We start from the raw sequence: 882 nt of genomic DNA on the forward strand, positions 1-882 counted from the left end.
CGGCTCAGCGCTGCGCAGGTGGAGCGACTGGAGGCCGCGCTGGACGCCGGCCCGGCCGTGTGGGGGTGGAGCGAGGATCAGCGCTGGACCCTGGCGCGCATCACGGTGCTGGTCGGCCGGTTGTTCCACCTGTCCTACACCCCGCGCGGGGTCTCCTATCTGCTGCACCGGATGGGCTGGAGCCCGCAGGTCCCCCAGCGCCGCGCTGCCGAGCGCGACGACGAGGCGATCGCCACCTGGGTGAAGGAGACCTGGCCGCTGGCGGAACCACGGCGCGGGACCAGGACGCGTGGATCTGCTTCGCCGACGAAGCAGGACAATCGCTGAGGCCACCCAAGGCCCGCACCTGGTCCCGCCGTGGATGCACCCCCGTCGTCACCGTCTCGGGCAGGGGCTCTGGACGGGTCAATCTGGCCGGGCTCGTCTGCCTCAAGCCGGGGCAGCGGACCCGGCTGATCTACCGGATGAGGATCTATCGGCGTCGCAAGAATGAACGCAAAGGGTTCAGTGAGAGCGACTACGCTCGCCTGTTGGACGCCGCCCACCAGCAGCTCGGCGGGCCGATCGTGTTGATCTGGGATAACGTCAACATTCATGTCGACGCCCTGATGCGCAGTCTGATCGCCACGCGCCCGTGGCTGACGGTCTTCTACCTGCCGGCCTACGCTCCCGAACTCAACCCCGTAGAGACCGTGTGGTCGCACCTGAAACGGGGTCTAGGCAATCTGGCCCCCGGCACGCTCGACGATCTCGCCGCGGTCATCCGCAGCCGGCTCAAGCAGTTGCAGTACCGCCCCGACCTCCTGGACGCCTTTCTGGCACACACCGGCCTGATCACGAACCCGAGATCGACATGACACCCCGAACTTTCAATCTCTGTAG

Annotated in this window: 2 protein-coding genes; both read left to right on the plus strand. The window is 67.3% G+C overall.

Annotated features, from left to right (window positions below; translation table 11 throughout):
- Positions 1–327: winged helix-turn-helix domain-containing protein (locus ABGB14_RS49995; RefSeq protein ID WP_347650960.1), on the plus strand; the 327-nt coding region annotated here is incomplete at its 5' end.
- Entirely contained in the window at positions 324–857 is a 534-nt protein-coding gene (locus tag ABGB14_RS50000) for a transposase (RefSeq protein WP_347650961.1), read from the plus strand. The genes ABGB14_RS49995 and ABGB14_RS50000, both read left to right, overlap by 4 nt.
- Positions 858–882: the final 25 nt, after the last annotated feature.

The organism is Nonomuraea sp. B10E15 (genome assembly GCF_039871615.1).
Taxonomy (GTDB): domain Bacteria; phylum Actinomycetota; class Actinomycetes; order Streptosporangiales; family Streptosporangiaceae; genus Nonomuraea.